The sequence below is a fragment of the Arthrobacter sp. UNCCL28 genome (genome assembly GCF_900102805.1).
Lineage (GTDB): Bacteria > Actinomycetota > Actinomycetes > Actinomycetales > Micrococcaceae > Arthrobacter > Arthrobacter nicotinovorans_A.
Genome location: NZ_FMWE01000006.1, coordinates 166,739 through 180,102 on the forward strand (window position 1 = coordinate 166,739; position 13,364 = coordinate 180,102).

The window sequence follows — 13,364 nt, forward strand, 5'->3', positions numbered from 1 at the left end:
TGAGCCAGCGCACCCTCGATAGGCTGGGGCCATGCCAGCCGACGCTTATCCTGCCGACCAGCCGTTGCCCTCCACAGACCCGGGCGAGTGGGCATCGCGCGCCAACCAAGCCGCCCGTTCAGTCACGCGGACCTTCGGCCGGCGCCTGTGTTTCCTCCCCGGAACGCACATCGGGGCGGTCACCCTACCCACGAAACCCCTCCGCCAAATCGCCGGTCCTTGGCATTACTGGTGGCAGGCACACTATGTTGATTGCCTGGTGGACGCCGGCCGCCGCGAGCTGGCTGCGGCAACAAAGTTCGACGGCGCCTCCCGCCCCAGCGCGGGCCGGCTGGCTTCGCGACTGGTCACCACCATCCGGCTGCGGAACCTGTTGAGGTTCGAAAACCACTTTTACGACGACATGGCCTGGCTGGCGCTCTCGACGTTGCGGTTGGAGAAGCTGGCCGAGGAAACCAGGAACCCGGGCCGTCGACGCAATGCCTACGTCCGCAAGAGGCTGACGTTGCAGTTCGATTCCGCCTCTACGGACGACCTCGGCGGAGGAACATTCTGGAGCACCGCACGGGACTTCAAGAACACCCCGGCTACAGCTCCCGTGGCGCTCTACTTTGCGCGGACCGGCCGCAGCGAACGGGCCCAGTCGCTGGTGAACTGGCTCAACAGCAGGCTCTTGAACCCCCAACGTGGGGTCTACATGGATGGCCTCCGGATCCGCCGGGGTGAAACCGTCCTCGAGGAAGCCGTGTACACCTACAACCAGGGCCCGGTTCTTGGTGCCTTGCTCGAACTCGGTGGCCGCGAGAACCTGGAGCGCGCCGCCCTGCTGGTGCAGGCAGTGTCCCGCGAGCTGACAGTTCCCGGCACGCGCGTCATCCGTGGAGACGGGACCGGCGACGGTGGACTGTTCACCGGCATCCTGGTCCGCTATCTGGCAGTTGCAGCGCGGGATCAGCGATTGCCCGCAACGGCCCGGGACACTGCCCGGGAGCTGGTGCACGCAACGGCCGCCGGTTTCTGGTCGGGCCGCCGCGAAGCTCCTGAATTGCGCGGCACCAAAGACCGCGACGGAGAACCGGCGGTTCTTTTCTCTCCCGACCCCCTGCGACCGGCGGCCGAAACGTATCCGCCGGGTGCCGCCGTCGAACTTTCCACCCAGCTTCAGGCGTGGATGACGTTCGAAGCAGCAGCTACCCTCACGCCGGCGAGCCCGGGCTAGGCCGGACGTTTCTTCTGGGGGTACGGCGTTTCGTGCCTGGCCAGCATCTCCACGAACCCTGCGATCTTGCGGGCCCGGGTTTCTGCCCGCTTCACGCCGTTGGTGCGGTGGATCAGGGCGAAGCGGTTCTGGGAGGTCAGGACGTCGAACATCGCCTGGGCTTCGGGCACGGCGGCGATGGCTGCGGCGAGGTCCTCCGGAACAACGGCGTCGGCAGGTCCGGCGTAGGCAGCTTCCCAGCGGCCATCGGCCTTGGCAGCGGCGACGGCGGCGCGTCCGGCGTCGGTCATCTTGCCCTCGGATTCCAGCCGGGCAATGTGCCCCACGTTCCGGGCCGACCAGATGCTTTTGCGGCCCCGCGGGGTCATCCGCTGCATGTAGCTTTGGTCGTCGCGGCTTTTCGACTGGCCATCGATCCAGCCGAAGCACAGGGCCTCATCCAGGGCGGCGTCGTAATCCAATTCGGTGATGCTGCCGCCCTTCTTGTGCAGGATCAGCCACACCCCGGGGCTCTCGGCGGCGTGTGCTGAAAGCCATTCGCGCCACGCGGCGCCGTCTTTGACAAGGAGTTCCGGGAGCTCAAGGGGCATGGGTCCATTCTGCTGCGAAAGAGCCCGCCCCTGAGAAGGCCACGCGGCATAGGCTGGGAACTGACCGCCCACTCCAGGAGGACCCATGCTGCGATCCCGCCCCACCCACTACACGTCCCGCCCCGATCTCTGGGTCGCGCTCCTCCAAGCACTGGGTTTGGTCAAGACTGTGGATGACGCCGGCTGGTGGGAGTTCGACGCCGGTTCGGGTCGCCTCGCGGTGAGGGCCGTGGAGCACGGACACCCGTTGGATGGCTCCACGATCTTCGGGGTGGAGGTGGGGAACCTGGAGGAGTTCGCGCGCCGCACCGAGGAAGCCGGCACCCAGGCAGAGGTCCAGGAAACCCCGGACGGGCCCACGGTGCAGATCTCTGCCGAGGACGGATTCGGGTTCTTCGCCTTCCCCGCCAGCCGTGCAGTAGATGGCACGTGGGCAACCTCCGCCGACGCCAACTCCGCCCTGACGGTGGTAGCCACCTGGGTCAGCCCCCTGGTTGGCCTGGCAGCGAACGACCTGCGTAACATCGGAGCCCGGCCCCGTTCGGAGGACGATGAATCAGCCACCTTCACTACCAAGAACGGCGGGATCCTGAGGATCATCCACGGTGCAGCCAGCACCCATGGCGACCTCGCTTTTGAGTACGACGGCGGCCTGGAACCGCTGCTGCGCCGGCTCAGCGAAGCGAACATCGAGGCCAGGATCAGCGACGACGTCCTGTACGTCGCCAACCCGGATGCCTCAGGTGGCGCTGCGCCGGCGTCGATTGTGATCGAACCACTCCGGCAGGCACCGGCGGCGTAGAATCCTTGCGCGCATAGCATCCGGGGAACCGCCCGCGTCCATTCCGGCCCTCCAATACCGCCGAGAGCGTAACCCCGCAGCTACGGCGACGCCTCCAAGGAAGTTCGGCGGGGGATGGGGTAGAACTTAACCATGAGCGTACGTACACCCGACCCGTATCCAGGCTGGCTTTCAGATGAAGACCTCTTCGAAGCCCGCGGCCGACTCCCCATGGTCTACGTGGAGGCTGTTCCGGTCAGGTTGGATCCGCTCGGTTATGTGAACGAGGTTGGCACGCTTCTCCAGGGCGACGCCGACGGAAACATGGTCCGCTACCTCGTCTCCGGCCGCGTCCTCTACCGCGAGACCATCCGTGCCGCCCTCCTGCGCCACATGGAAAAGGACCTCGGCCCCCTCGCATTTCCGCAGTTGCCCATCAGCCCCGTTCCCTTCACGGTGGCCGAGTACTTCCCGGCCCCGTCGCAGACAGGCTTCACCGATGACCGCCAGCACGCTGTTTCGCTTGCCTACATCATCCCCGTAACCGGCGAATGCGAGCCGCGCCAGGACGCCCTGGAACTGACCTGGATGACGCCGCAGGAAGTGTTGGGCGAGAACGTCCAGCAGGAATTCGACGGCGGCCGCGGGAACCTCGTGCGCCAGGCGTTGGCTTTCTCGGGCATCGTTCTCTAGCGGGTCCCGGCCCCCGCGCCGGCTGGTCTTTGTAGACTGGACGGCGGACCCCAAGAGAACCAAAGGACTTCCGATGACTCACAGCCCAGCCACACAGCAGTACAGAGAGAAGCAGGCTGGGGACCTGCGGCCCGGAGATTTTCTCTACCCGCCAGGGGACGGGCCAGCCGCTGAAATCGCCGGCATCGAGGTGCAGGACGACGACTACGGCGTTGCCGCAATGCTGTTGGTGACAATGGTCGACGGCGGCACGGTGCGGATCGCTGTTGGGTCCAGTGTGCCCGTGGGTGACGGAGCAGGGGTTGGCCCTGCACTGGACCCGGACGGCTCCGACGCCGCAGGCTCAAGCACCGCCGACGCAAGCACCGCCGAATCAAGCACCCCGGGCTCAAGCACCCCGGGCTCAAGCACCCCGGGCTCAAGCACCGCTGGCTCAAGCACCCCGGACTCCAGCACCTCAGCAGGGCGCGACGAAGACACCCAGGCCGGACCCGGCGTCGTCGTGCCTCCACGCCCGGATACGCCACCGTCGTACACCGGACCCAGCCCCGAAGAACTTGCCCTGATCCCTGAACCGGAGGGCACTCCGGAGGCCGTGGTGAGTGCCGCGGCCTCCAACCACAAGGGCAAAAACGGTGTGCAGGTCCTCGCTGACCGCCTGACGAAGGGCATCAACACCAAGTCCGGAAGCTGCCTCCGGGACCTCAGCAACCTGGCGTTCGACCTCTGCATTGTGCTGCGGGACCCGGACCATGCGCTGGCCGTTGCCGACCTGCTGAACGTCCTGCCTTTCGACGGCAACCTGGACCGGTGGGCATCAATTGAACGTGCTCTGGCGCTGTCCAGTTTCATCTGCCGCGAAGCGGGCCAAAGCGATCGGGCAGCCGTTTACGAGAAACTGCTGCGGGCCCCCGAATCCCAGGAGGAAGATCCCTTCAAGGCCAGGATCAACGCCCGGGTCAGGCAGCGCTCACTGAACGAACCCAATCTGTATGACAAAGAAATCTTCCGCGCGATCGATAACGGCAACCACGAAGCCGAGCGTGAATGGCGGTTCCTCAGGCTCGAAGCACTCATGTTCCTCCGCGCGCACGGTGGATCCAAAACCATCGGTGAGGAAGAGTTGGCCCGTCGGATCGGCAACGAACTCGAATCGGTCCGCGCCTGACTTCCCCTGCCCGGTTTATCCGGGAAGATCAAGGCCTGTTTTGTGGACACGAACGGCGGTAGATTCGGGGCCATGACGAACAATCTGAGCGTTGTTATTAATGCCGACGCGCAGCAGGTTTGGACAATGCTGCGCGAACCGTCGCTGGTGGCTCAATGGCACGGCTGGGAAGCTGATGACCTCACCGACGAAATCAAACAGATCTACTTCAACACCGATGTCGTGGAAGGGCCGGATCACACCAGCCTGACCGTCAACGGCGGGGATGTCTTCGAACTCCACCCCGTTTCCGGCGGCACTGAAGTGAAGATCACCAGGGCCGCCCTGGACCACGATTCCGAATGGGCTGAGTGGGACGAAGACATCACCCAGGGTTGGCTCACGTTCCTGCATCAGCTCCGCTTTGCCTTGGAACGGCATCCCCACGGGCAGCGCCGGACCCACTTCATCTCCGTTCCAGGCAAGGGCGGGCCCGCCATTGAAAAACTCGGCCTGGGCGATTTGCCGCCCGTTGGGGAGGAGTACTCGCTCACGCTTGCCACCGGAGAGAAGATATCCGGCAAGGTTTGGTTCAAGAGCCGGCACCAGGTGGGCCTCACCGTCCACAGCTACGCGGAGCACGGCGACGGACTCTTGATAGTCGCGGAGCAGTTGCCGATTCCGGAAAAGAGGCCCGACGGCGGGTCCATGGTGATTGCCTCCACGTACGGTTTGGGGGCGCACACCTTGGCGGACATCCGGTCATCGTGGGACAACTGGAAGGCCGGGAACTCCGGGGCGTAGGGCTTTTTCGGCAGGCTGCTCCCGGTAAAGCTGGCACACTTGGTAGCGTGCCAGCTTCCGTTCCTGCCTCCGCTTCTGCATCTTCCACGACCCCGGCCTTGCCTGACTTGGTTGGCTCGCCTGGCTCGCCTGGCTTGGCTGGCTTGGCGGGACCGTCTGGCTTGCCTGGCTTGGCTGCCCGGCAATCGGAGTTCTCGTTCTCGGTGGGCAAGCGCCTGACGGAAACGTGTTCGCCGTCGGGCGCCCAAGTGGACGCCAACGGCGGCGCTTTCCTTGGCCGCACCGGCACCATCACCACCCCGCACGGGACCATCAGGACGCCCGCCTTCATTGCCGTCGGGACCAAAGCGACCGTCAAAGCCGTGCTCCCGGAGTCCATTGCCGAACTCGGTGCACAGGCTGTCCTTGCCAACGCCTACCACCTCTACTTGCAGCCGGGACCTGAAATCCTCGACGCCGCCGGCGGACTCGGTGCGTTCATGAACTGGTCGGGCCCCACCTTCACAGACTCCGGTGGATTCCAGGTCATGAGCCTTGGCTCGGGGTTCAAAAAAGTGATTGACATGAAGAACGTGGATTCTTCCGGGCCCGACGACGCAGTGGCGCCCGGCAAGGAACGGCTCGCCTACATCGACGACGACGGCGTCTGGTTCAAATCCCACCTGAACGGGGACAGGCACCGTTTCTCCCCCGAGATTTCCATGCAGGTCCAGCACCAGATCGGAGCGGACATCATGTTCGCCTTCGATGAGCTCACCACGCTGCAGAACTCGCGGGCGTACCAGGAGGAATCCCTCGAGCGCACGCGGCTCTGGGCCTTGCGCTGCCTGGAAGAGCACGCTGCGTTGACGTCATCCCGTGCGGGCAAGCCATACCAGGCTTTGTTCGGCGTGATCCAGGGTGCCCAGTACGAGGACCTGCGGCGCAAGGCCTGCCAGGATCTGGGGGCCATGCCGTTTGATGGGTACGGGATCGGCGGGGCGTTGGAGAAGGAAAACCTTGGCACGATTGTGCGCTGGTGCAACGAGGAGCTGCCCGAAAACAAGCCGCGCCACCTGCTGGGTATCTCCGAACCGGATGACATCTTCACGGCCATCGAGAACGGCGCCGACACCTTTGACTGTGTCTCCCCCACCCGGGTGGCGCGGAACTCTGCGTTCTACACGCCGTTTGGCCGGTTCAACTTGTCCGGGGCCAAGTACAAGACCGATTTCGGCCCCTTGCAGGACGGCTGCGACTGCTACACCTGCCTGAACTATTCGCGTGCCTACATCCACCACCTGTTCAAGGCCAAGGAAATGCTCTCGGCAACCCTGATCTCCATCCACAACGAGCGCTTCGTGGTGAAGATGGTGGACGACGCCCGCTTGGCCATCGAATCCGGGGATTTCTTCGAGTTCAAGGCCGAGACCTTGGGGCGGTACTACTCCTAGCGCGTCCAAGCGCGCCGAGATCGCCGGAGGTGAACGGGATCGCCGGGCCTGTCCGGCTATCCCGCACAGGCCCGGCGTCCCCGGCAAAGGTCCGGCGATCTCGCGCGTTGTCCACATAACGACGGCGGGGGCTACTTTCGGCTGTGCGCGTGACCGAGGCTGGGTAGATGAGTCAGAAACAAGCTACGGCCCTCCCACAGCTGGGAACGCTCTGGCGCACCCAGCAGCTCAATGAACTGGGACTCAGTTCACGCGCAATCGGCGCACTGGTGCGGCAAGGTGACCTCCTCCGTGTGCGGCAAGGGTGCTATATACGTCGCGCGGCGTGGGACAAGCAGCCGGACGACATCCGGGGAAAGCAACTGATCCACGCGCATGCACACGGAACGTTAACCACGTCCAACGGTGGCTACGTCTACAGCCACACGTCCGCGGCCAGGCTCCACGGGCTGTTTCTTTGGAACGTGGATCAAACCATCCACGTCGCGCTTCCGTCCAACCCATCCAGCGAGCGACTCGGCAAGGATGTTCGCGGACACAAGCTTCGATTGACTCCCTCGCAGATCACCACAGTGGAGTACCTGAAGGTCACCGATCTGGAACGAACCACCGTGGACTGTGCCAGGACCCTGAACTATAGGCAAGCGTTGATCATCATGGACCACGCACTGCGGCTCGGAGCGGACAAGCATCTCATGCACGCCCACGCGAATTCCTTGTCCGGACGCCGAGGAGTCCGAACCCTGCAGAGGTGCTTGGCTAATGCTGACCCCCTGTCCGAATCCCCTGGGGAGACTTTGACCCGCGAACTGCTTGCCCGCCTCAAATTGCCCATGCCCGCGGCTCAGGTGGAGGTGCAAAGCAGGATTGGCCGCCACCGGATGGACTTCGCATGGAAAAAGGAAAAGGTTGCCCTTGAGTTCGACGGTGAGGTCAAGTATTTCAGGTACGAACGCACGGACCGCGTGATCTTTGAGGAACGACGCCGGGAAAAGGCACTTGTTGAGGACGGCTGGTCCTTCATCCGCGTCGAATGGCGCGACCTTTTTCAGGAGCAGGAGTTCAAAGCGCGCGTTCTGAAGGCCCTCCGTCGGTGACAGGAGCCGGGCGTCCTTCGAGAGTCCTGCGTCTCACTGGTTTTCGAGAACGCCGGGCTGCGCGAATACCCGGGAGCCGCGCGAGGTCGCCGGGCTTTTCCGGCGATCTCGTACAGCTCCCGCGTCCTGGGCGTCCTCCGGTAAATTCAGCGCCGGGCCAGCCCAAGCCTAGGCTGCCGCTGCCCCGTAGCTTGGCTCGCGCTTCTTGATCCAGCCCACAACCAGCACGGTGACGGGTACGAACAGGAACTCCACGGCTGTCTTATAAACGAAGCCGGCCAGGGCGTAATTCAGGAATGAGCCGAAGTCCGTGATGCCGATGACCGACGCCGCGATGCTGCAGAAGATCAGGGTGTCCACCAATTCGCCCACCACAGAGGAGCCCATGAGTCGTGCCCACAGGCTCTTTTCACCGGTGCGGGCCTTCATCCTCACCAGGATCCAGGAGTTGATGGTCTGTCCGGCAAGGAAGGCCAGCAGCGAGGCGAGAACGATCTGCGGTACGGGTCCAAGCGCACCTTCGATGGCGGCCTGCTTGCTTGTGCCGTACTCGTCGCTGAAGCCGGGGAGCACAATGATGATCCAGTAGCAGAGGGAGGCAAACACCGAGAGCGCGAACGAGGTAATGATGGCCTTGCGCGCAACTTTGAAGCCATAGACCTCGCTCATCACATCGCCCAGGATGTACGCGATCGGGAACAGGAAGAACCCGCCATCGGTGATGATCGGTCCGAGAACCACCCCTTTGGAAGCGCCGATGTTGGACAGGATCAGCACCACGGCCATGATGGCCAGCATGATGCCGAAATACGGGGAGCCGATCGAAGCGAAGCGCGGCGCGGGCTTGCTCAAAGTACTGGAGCCTGAGGGCGAGGGCATGGGTCATCCATTTCTTAGTGGTTCGCGCAGGCTCCTTTTCGAAAGGGCGCCCCGCTGTATTAGCACTGTGGTTGGTGGGGCATCCGGCCCGGCACCGGTTCCATTCTCCCACTCCTTCAGCCAGCGCTCACTCACCTCCCCCGGGCATCACCACCAACCCTCACTCACCTCCCCCGGGCATCCCCACCAACCCTCACTCACATCCCCCGGGCATCCCCACCAACCCTCACTCACCTCCCCCGGGCATCCCCCCAGCGCTCACTCACCTCCCCCGGGCTTCCCCCCAGCGCTCACTCACATCACCTTTTGAACACGTTCAGAAATGTGGCATACTCAAACTTGAACACGTTCAAAAGCCTTTTGAGGAGCGACTCCATGGCAGCAAAGAGTGAGCACACCCGCCAGCTGGTAGCCGACGTTGCGCTGAAGATGTTCCGTGAGATCGGCTTCGAAAAGACCACCATGCGTGCCATCGCGCAGGAGGCCGGGGTGTCCGTGGGGAACGCCTATTACTACTTCGGCTCGAAAGATGAGCTCGTCCAGGAGCTCTACGTCCAGGTACAGGATGAGCACGCAGTCGTTGCAGCACAGGCACTGGAAGGCGTTCACGACCTCGCGGGCCGCCTGAAAGCAGTGCTGCACACCGGCATCGACGTCATGGCGCCCTACCACCAGTTCGGTGCCGACTTCATCGCGACGGCGATCCGGCCGACGTCGCCCGTCAACCCGTTCGGCGAGGCTTCCACCGCCGCCCGCGAGGCCTCGCTCGCGATCTTCCGGTCCGCCGTCGAAGGTTCCTCGCCCGCCGTCGCGAAGAAGCTGCGAGGCGATCTGCCCGAATTGTTGTGGCTGGCGTACATGGGCGTCGCACTGTTCTGGGTCTACGACCGCTCCCAAGGGCAGCGCCGCACGCGAAAGCTGATCGATGGCGCGGCTCCCCTTCTGGCTCGGGGCTTGTCCCTGGCGAAAATCCCCGGAGTCAGCAAAGTCTTCGACGACGTTCTGGGGCTCGTGCGCAGCGTCAAGGAAGACTCGTGATGCCGCGGACTGTGGTGATCGCCGGTGCTAGCGGGTTCATTGGCAGCTACTTCACGCGGCGGTTTATTGCTGACGGTTGGCATGTCAGGACGGTTGGGCGGGACGCCTCGGCTGACGCACAATGGGACGACGACGGCGCTATCGCCAAGGTGCTGAACGGCGCCGAACTGCTGGTGAACCTCGCCGGACGATCCGTGAATTGCCGTTACGACGAGCGGCACCGGAGGGAGATTCTGGACTCCCGGGTTTTGACGACACGTGCGTTGGGCCGGGCGGTTGCTGCGTGTGCCGAACCTCCCCGGACATGGATCAACTCGAGTACGGGCACAATCTACAGGCATGCTGAAGACCAGCCGCAGTCTGAGGCTTCGGGCGAGTTGGGTACTGGGTTCTCCGTTGACGTGGCCCGCGCATGGGAGGACGAGTTGGCGGCGGCCGTTGTTCCCCGTACAAGGAAAGTGCCGCTTCGAATTGCCATTGTGTTGGGAGCCGGGGGCGTCATGGAGCCCCTCCACAACCTTGCGCGGTTGGGTCTGGGTGGGCATATGGGGCCCGGCACACAGAAGTTCAGCTGGATCCATGTGGAGGACTTGTACCGCGTGGTGCTGTTCGTTCACGATCACGCCGAGCTGTCCGGTCCTGTGAACGCGGCGACGCCTTACCCCGTGGACAACCGCGAATTGATGTCGCTGGTCCGGAGGAGTTTGGGCGTACCTTTTGGAATTCCGACGCCCGCCTGGCTGCTCGAGGCCGGAGCCGTCCTCATCCGGACCCAGACCGAACTGGTGCTGAAGAGCCGCTGGGTGGAGCCTCGGAAACTGATCGACGCCGGCTTCGCGTTTGAATACCCAACCCTGGCCGGTGCCCTCAACCAGATCGGGCATCGGCAGCCGAGACCCTCTCGCACATGATTACCCCTCCAGCCCCAACCCTCTCGCACATGACCACCCCTCCAGCCCCAACCCTCTCGCACATCCTCGGGGACTGCCGATCTCCATCGCGCTCGCAGCCGGTACCGACCGCCTGGCATCTGGAAGCTCGTCCACATCAACGGACAACCATCGGTCAGCTAATCGAGCCTTTAGCCAAACCGTCTCTCACATAAGTCACCCTTCAGCCGATCCCTCTCTCCCCTCACTTGGAGGTAGTTATGAACCAGGAACCATGGACCGACGAGAACGAGTACGGGCTTGCGAGGCCACACACCGTGGGCGGGTGGCGGTACGCGTCCAGAGACCGGGTAGTACTCGGCGGCAAGGGGCTGGCCACGGGAATCGCCATAGCGCACGTCACCTTTTGCGTATTTTGGGGAATCCAAGCACCGGGATGGGCCATTATTTTCTTCGTTTACAGCCTGCTCCCGGCCTGGGCAATCGGCGCGGCGGTAGGGGCCCTTCTCGGCCTGGTCCTGCGTCCTGTCGGGAATCAGTGGGTTCACGTTTCCGTGTTTTTCGGCGGAGCCTTGCTCATATGCGTCCCTTTTGGGGGACTTTCATCGAATGGTGCGATTCTCTTCTCGTCGTCAATTGCTCTGGCAGCCGGTGTTGGCCGCCTCGCCGCGTGGAAGCTCGTGCGCATCAACGAAGCGTCCACGCTTATCGTGTAGTTCGCCTTTGACTCATCGAAACCTGTGGATCCCCAGCACGGGGACCTGAGAGAGCGACGCACCCAAACCAAGGGGATGCGAAAGAGCGACGCACCCAAACCGGGGGGATGTGAGAGAGCGATCCAGCCCAACCCCGGGGATGTGAAAGAGCGACGCACCCAAACCGGGGGGATGTGAGAGAGCGATCGATCCCAACACCGGGGATGTGAGCGAGCGTCGGCAAAGCGACCACGGGGCGGCGGTGACGACAGGCCGCTGGCCGACCACCGCCGTCGAGCCTTCCAGACGCAAGCCCCTTCCAGACGCAAGACCCGTCCAGACGCAAGCCCGGTCCAGACGCAAGCCCGGTCCGGACGCAAGGCCGGTCAGACGCCAGCTCTAACGCCGACTCCGAAACCGCCCCCACCCCAGCCGAAAACCTAAGGAAGTGTTAGGAAATCCCTTCCAGGCTAGGGCTGTGCCGTGCATCACCCATAGTTTGGAACATGTCCTCTTTCACCTTGGAGGACCTTTCTTAGTCGACGAAGAGCCATGCGCAAGGACGCCATGAGCACCCGCTTCATGGACAGAACGAACTCATGCAAGACACGGCCGCGGCAAAACGCTGCCGTCCAGGAAGGTTCATTGATGAGCACCCAACAAGCTGCGCCCCTGAGCGAAGCCGCCCAGACACGCAAGGCCGTGAGCAACATCCTCAAGGGCTCCGCGGGCAACCTCGTGGAGTGGTTCGACCTTTACGTCTATACCGTTTTCGCGGCGTATTTCCAGTCACACTTCTTCAACTCCTCGGACGATCTCCAGGCCGGGCTTGAGGCGATGGCTGTCTTTTCGACGTCGTTCCTCATGCGTCCGATCGGAAGCTGGTTCTTCGGCCGTTACGCCGATCGGAAGGGCCGCAAAGCTGCACTGACGCTGAGTGTGACCATGATGTCGGCGGGCTCGTTCGCCATCGCCGTCCTGCCGACGCAGGACGTGATCGGCTTGTGGGCCTTGATCCTGCTGGTGTTCATCCGCTGCGTGCAGGGCTTCTCCGTGGGCGGTGAATACGGCACGAGTGCCACCTACATGTCCGAGGCCGCGACGGCCAAGCGGCGTGGTTTCTTCTCCAGTTTCCAGTACGTCACGTTGATCGGCGGGCAAATGCTTGCCCTCTTGGTGCTGGTGATCCTGCAGAACACCATGAGCAAGGAAGACCTCACTGCATGGGGTTGGCGGATTCCGTTCGCCATTGGCGGCGTCGCTGCGCTGGTTGTTCTTTGGCTGCGCCGCTCCATGGAAGAGACGCTCTCCGCAGATCAGCTCCGTGCTGCACACGTCAAGGTTGAGGGCGAGGCACAGCCAGGCACCTTGAAGCTGCTGTTCACCAAGCACTGGAAGCCGCTGCTCATCTGCATCGGCATCACTTTGGGCGGCACGGTGGCGTTCTACACGTACACCAACTTCATCCTGAAGTTCATGAACGATACTTCGGGCATCGCCAAGACCGACACTTCCGTCATCAACTTCTGGGCGCTGTTCATCTTCATGCTGCTGCAGCCTGTGTACGGCATGCTCTCTGACAAGATCGGCCGGAAGCCGCTCCTGGTCTGGTTTGGTGTGACCGGGGTGCTGTTCACTTGGCCGCTGCTCTCCACGCTGGCCGGCACCAAGGATCCCTTCATCGCTTTCCTGCTGATGATGGGTGGGCTCCTGATGGTTGGTGGTTACACGTCCATCAATGCGTTGGTGAAGGCTGAACTGTTCCCGGCATCCATCCGTGCGCTTGGCGTGGGGCTCGGCTACGCGATTGCCAACTCGCTGTTCGGCGGCACGGTCCCGCTGATCGGCGCAGCTCTGCAGAAGTCGGGCCAGGTGGACATGTTCTTCACGTATGTCACGGCGGCCATTTTCATCTCGCTGCTGGTGTACATCTTCGCGCTGAAGAACAAGAAGGCCACGCACTTGGATACTGAGCAGGGCCATGCCTGGGTTGCGAAGGGCGCAGCGGACGACGGCGGCGCGAAGGATCGCGTCGACGCCTGACCTGGGTGCGTTGCGAGGCCCGTTCTGCACACGTTGGCTACTCCGAAGGGCGCAG

At 63.3% G+C, this 13,364-nt stretch carries 13 protein-coding genes; 11 read left to right on the forward strand and 2 right to left on the reverse strand.

The genetic code is table 11. The annotated features are described in order from the left end of the window. The first annotated feature begins 31 nt into the window (after positions 1–31). A complete protein-coding gene (locus tag BLQ01_RS16525; protein ID WP_091552943.1) occupies positions 32–1,219 on the forward strand; it encodes a glycoside hydrolase family 76 protein in 1,188 nt (395 codons plus the stop codon). On the opposite strand, the gene BLQ01_RS16530 is transcribed toward BLQ01_RS16525, so the two are convergent. After that, positions 1,216–1,809 carry a YdeI/OmpD-associated family protein gene (locus BLQ01_RS16530; protein WP_026541890.1) on the reverse strand — a complete coding sequence of 198 codons (594 nt, stop codon included), beginning with the start codon at positions 1,807–1,809 and terminating at the stop codon, positions 1,216–1,218. The two genes, BLQ01_RS16525 and BLQ01_RS16530, sit on opposite strands and share 4 nt — an antisense overlap. Positions 1,810–1,894: 85 nt before the next feature. On the opposite strand from BLQ01_RS16530, the gene BLQ01_RS16535 reads away from it, so the two are divergent. The 6 genes from BLQ01_RS16535 to BLQ01_RS16560 all read left to right on the forward strand — a co-directional run bounded on the left by BLQ01_RS16535 (position 1,895) and on the right by BLQ01_RS16560 (position 7,764). Next, positions 1,895–2,611: a hypothetical protein gene (locus BLQ01_RS16535; protein ID WP_091552945.1), complete on the forward strand. Its 717-nt coding sequence runs from the start codon at positions 1,895–1,897 to the stop codon at positions 2,609–2,611. 132 nt (positions 2,612–2,743) lie between these two features. Continuing rightward, positions 2,744–3,283 (forward strand): NUDIX hydrolase family protein, encoded by a 540-nt coding sequence (locus BLQ01_RS16540; RefSeq protein ID WP_026541888.1) that lies wholly within the window; start codon positions 2,744–2,746, stop codon positions 3,281–3,283. Positions 3,284–3,356: 73 nt separating this feature from the next. Beyond that, positions 3,357–4,451, forward strand: a complete 1,095-nt coding sequence (locus tag BLQ01_RS16545) for a DUF6707 family protein (RefSeq protein ID WP_091552947.1) — start codon at positions 3,357–3,359, stop codon at positions 4,449–4,451. A gap of 72 nt (positions 4,452–4,523) precedes the next feature. Beyond that, positions 4,524–5,234 (forward strand): SRPBCC family protein, encoded by a 711-nt coding sequence (locus tag BLQ01_RS16550; RefSeq protein ID WP_091552948.1) that lies wholly within the window; start codon positions 4,524–4,526, stop codon positions 5,232–5,234. Between the two features lie 161 nt (positions 5,235–5,395). Continuing rightward, positions 5,396–6,667: a tRNA guanosine(34) transglycosylase Tgt gene (gene tgt, locus BLQ01_RS16555; protein ID WP_175493472.1), complete on the forward strand. Its 1,272-nt coding sequence runs from the start codon at positions 5,396–5,398 to the stop codon at positions 6,665–6,667. A gap of 167 nt (positions 6,668–6,834) precedes the next feature. Further along, the gene (locus BLQ01_RS16560) at positions 6,835–7,764 is read left to right on the forward strand and encodes a type IV toxin-antitoxin system AbiEi family antitoxin domain-containing protein (protein WP_091552950.1); all 930 of its coding nucleotides are present in this window, start codon (positions 6,835–6,837) and stop codon (positions 7,762–7,764) included. Positions 7,765–7,932: 168 nt separating this feature from the next. Here the strand turns inward: BLQ01_RS16560 and BLQ01_RS16565 are convergent, their stop codons facing one another. Beyond that, positions 7,933–8,643, reverse strand: a complete 711-nt coding sequence (locus BLQ01_RS16565) for a queuosine precursor transporter (protein WP_026541883.1) — start codon at positions 8,641–8,643, stop codon at positions 7,933–7,935. A 375-nt stretch (positions 8,644–9,018) separates the two neighbouring features. Between BLQ01_RS16565 and BLQ01_RS16570 the strand changes: the two genes are divergently transcribed. The 4 genes from BLQ01_RS16570 (at position 9,019) to BLQ01_RS16580 (ending at position 13,309) form a co-directional block, all read left to right on the forward strand. Further along, complete coding sequence (locus BLQ01_RS16570; protein WP_091552951.1) at positions 9,019–9,681, forward strand: TetR/AcrR family transcriptional regulator; 663 nt, start codon at positions 9,019–9,021, stop codon at positions 9,679–9,681. Further along, a complete protein-coding gene (locus BLQ01_RS16575) occupies positions 9,678–10,592 on the forward strand; it encodes a TIGR01777 family oxidoreductase (protein WP_091552953.1) in 915 nt (304 codons plus the stop codon). The genes BLQ01_RS16570 and BLQ01_RS16575 overlap by 4 nt, the downstream gene beginning before the upstream one ends. Positions 10,593–10,831: 239 nt before the next feature. Next, entirely contained in the window at positions 10,832–11,287 is a 456-nt protein-coding gene (locus BLQ01_RS22445; protein WP_175493465.1) for a hypothetical protein, read from the forward strand. A gap of 627 nt (positions 11,288–11,914) precedes the next feature. Beyond that, the gene (locus BLQ01_RS16580; protein WP_091553055.1) at positions 11,915–13,309 is read left to right on the forward strand and encodes an MFS transporter; all 1,395 of its coding nucleotides are present in this window, start codon (positions 11,915–11,917) and stop codon (positions 13,307–13,309) included. The last annotated feature ends 55 nt before the right edge of the window (positions 13,310–13,364 follow it).